At 36.6% G+C, this 2,403-nt stretch carries 4 protein-coding genes; 1 reads left to right on the top strand and 3 read right to left on the bottom strand.

Annotated features, from left to right (window positions below; all coding sequences use genetic code 11):
• The coding region (locus ACFILO_RS09205) for a hypothetical protein (protein ID WP_375678193.1) at positions 1-287 on the bottom strand (287 nt) is incomplete at its 3' end.
• A 208-nt stretch (positions 288-495) separates the two neighbouring features.
• Here ACFILO_RS09205 and ACFILO_RS09200 point away from each other — a divergent pair.
• A complete protein-coding gene (locus ACFILO_RS09200) occupies positions 496-831 on the top strand; it encodes a coiled-coil domain-containing protein (protein WP_375678192.1) in 336 nt (111 codons plus the stop codon).
• Between the two features lie 19 nt (positions 832-850).
• Here the strand turns inward: ACFILO_RS09200 and ACFILO_RS09195 are convergent, their stop codons facing one another.
• Complete coding sequence (locus tag ACFILO_RS09195; RefSeq protein ID WP_375678191.1) at positions 851-1,378, bottom strand: hypothetical protein; 528 nt, start codon at positions 1,376-1,378, stop codon at positions 851-853.
• 362 nt (positions 1,379-1,740) lie between these two features.
• Positions 1,741-2,250 carry a Panacea domain-containing protein gene (locus ACFILO_RS09190; RefSeq protein WP_375627966.1) on the bottom strand — a complete coding sequence of 170 codons (510 nt, stop codon included), beginning with the start codon at positions 2,248-2,250 and terminating at the stop codon, positions 1,741-1,743.
• Between the last annotated feature and the right edge of the window lie 153 nt (positions 2,251-2,403).

Below are 2,403 nucleotides of genomic sequence, written 5' to 3'. Positions count from 1 at the left end.
GTTATCACCTTAATGGCTCCCCCATCTTCACCTGTTACCTGTAAAGGCAACACCTTACCAAGCAACGCTAAATAAGCCGCTGGACATTCTATAGCCTGCTTTTCCAAATAGGAGATCAAACCATCATTGCCAATTTTATTCCCAGCATTCTCAGCAGCCTTAACCACTGCTTCTTTTAAAATGCGCGTCACTTTATTTGGAACGCCTTTGACACGCCCTTGACCTGCCTTTGGTGGTATACGCTTTTTAATGGGTTGTGGAGCCTGCTGTGTATTTTGTGATGTCATAAAATACGCCCTCCAGATAATAAAAAACCCCGCATTTGCGGGGATTTTGAACTGTACATTTCCCTCTCTAGACACAATACGCCTAAGTACAGCAATGTCATTAAATACGATTTGCTACAATTTGTCAATAAGAAAACGATACATATTGATGCAATTGTAGAATCAATATAAATCCGATGTGAAATTTTCTCCTAAATAAAGAAAAAAGATGTTTTTAGTAATATTACTAGTTTGGTATTTTGATATCATTAGCTTATGGACTGCTTTTATAATAGCAATTATTGCTATTGCTTGTTACGAATATAGTCTTTTACAAGAAAAGAATGAACTTAGGACGTTAAAAAATGATTCAGAATATCAAATTGGGAGGTTAAAAGATGTAATTTCTGCTTCAGAAGCTGAAATTGAAAAACTAAAAGATGAAATTTATGATTCAGAAGCTGAAATTGAAAAACTAAAAGATGAAATTAAGGAGGCAAAAAATACAATTAACTATTTAAGATATACAATATTTTTTTCAGAAGAAAAATATGAAGAAGATTAGAATCTGATTGCCAGTAAACCTAACGATCAAAATGTTTCTGAAGCACATTAAGAGCAACGCGCAGTGAATTCACAAGGTGGGGTAGCATTTGATCTTCTATAACGAGGCACTGTAGCGCTGCATAAAGGTTATATTGTCTATAGAGGCATTGGGCTTCTTTTAGTGCCTCTTGCGTGTTGATAAACTGCTCTGTTGCAAATGCTACCCATTTATCTCTTGCCTTATCATCAGATGATGACGGCATTTCGTCATAAATCGCATTAGGCAAGCCTTTTGCACAAAGGTAATCGTTTCTTATCTGTAGATATTGCTGGGCGGCGTCATATTGCTCTTGTGTAAGCACGCCTTGCAAGCAAAGCCGCCCGATATAGGTACCAGAAAGTGGATTTTTTGCCTCTTGTAGCGTTAAACCAAAGCGTTTTGCACGCATTTCTATTGCCAATTTATCAACGGCTTCACGCGGTGCTTTTGCACGTGATATACGTCCGTTTGGTTCTCTGATACATCCTTTAATTTTAGGGCGTCCCCTCTTTTTATTTTTTTTCACTTATGTCCCCAGATTCCTGTTTAATATTTTGCCAAATTTCCTCTGCTTTTGACTTGAACTTTAGACTATAAAAGAATAACAAGACCAGAATGATCGATATTATAATTATAAAAACTAGCTTAATTTTTAAATGACTTTTATCCCAAAATAGTTCTATGGACAAAATTAAAAGCGTACCCAATAAAGTCCCCATTATTCCATGAAAACGACATGCAGACGTTGCGTGATCTTTTAATAGATTTATTTCTTGTTCTGTAACAGCATAATGAACAGTTCTCCTCGGAAGACAATCTGCAATCACTCTAATAGATTGATTTCCAACAGCATCACTTGCACGTTGAAGTTGCTTAAGATGAAGGTGTTTATTTTTTTTCCGGCTCTTGTAAATACCCGTTAATTTTTTGTGTGAAATATTCTTTGATGTCATCGTCTTTTAGCTTCACACCAAATTGCCCACAATCATATACTCTCTCCCACGGAGATCCATTCTCATGAGATTCATTGCGCAAGCGCCAAGGTGAAAAATTTTTATAAGCATTCCAGACGATCTCTAATAACTTAACTGTATATTTATCAGCGGATTCTTTAGGAATTTTAGGAATCAAAATTTCTCCTGTCTCTAAATCAACTGTTCGAGAATAGCAATCGATAAAACGCCTTCCCCAATCTTTAAACTCATGATAAAGAGCCGGAATCACGGGACCATGCTGCCATGCTTCTATACGATCAGGAAAGAGACGCTTACCTGTAGCTGCTAACATCCATCCATACGCAAGATACACCAGTTTAATGAGCTTCATAGGAGAAATTGGGATATTCTCTTCACGTCCCTTTTCAAGAAAGAAGTTAGCAATTTGCTGAACTTGGTACATATCATTCATACCCCACAAAATATACAACTTTACAGAATTGCTTTAACATGATCACTTTCCTCATTCAATAATATCCTTAAAAAGGAACACTGTCATTCATAACGGTATGGGGCGTATCAAGAGGTCTGTAAATGCTTCTGTCATAAGCAGATG

It is taken from the genome of Bartonella sp. AP72JLCBS (assembly GCF_042195705.1).
GTDB lineage: Bacteria > Pseudomonadota > Alphaproteobacteria > Rhizobiales > Rhizobiaceae > Bartonella.
This window is presented reverse-complemented; position numbering and strand designations above follow the sequence as displayed.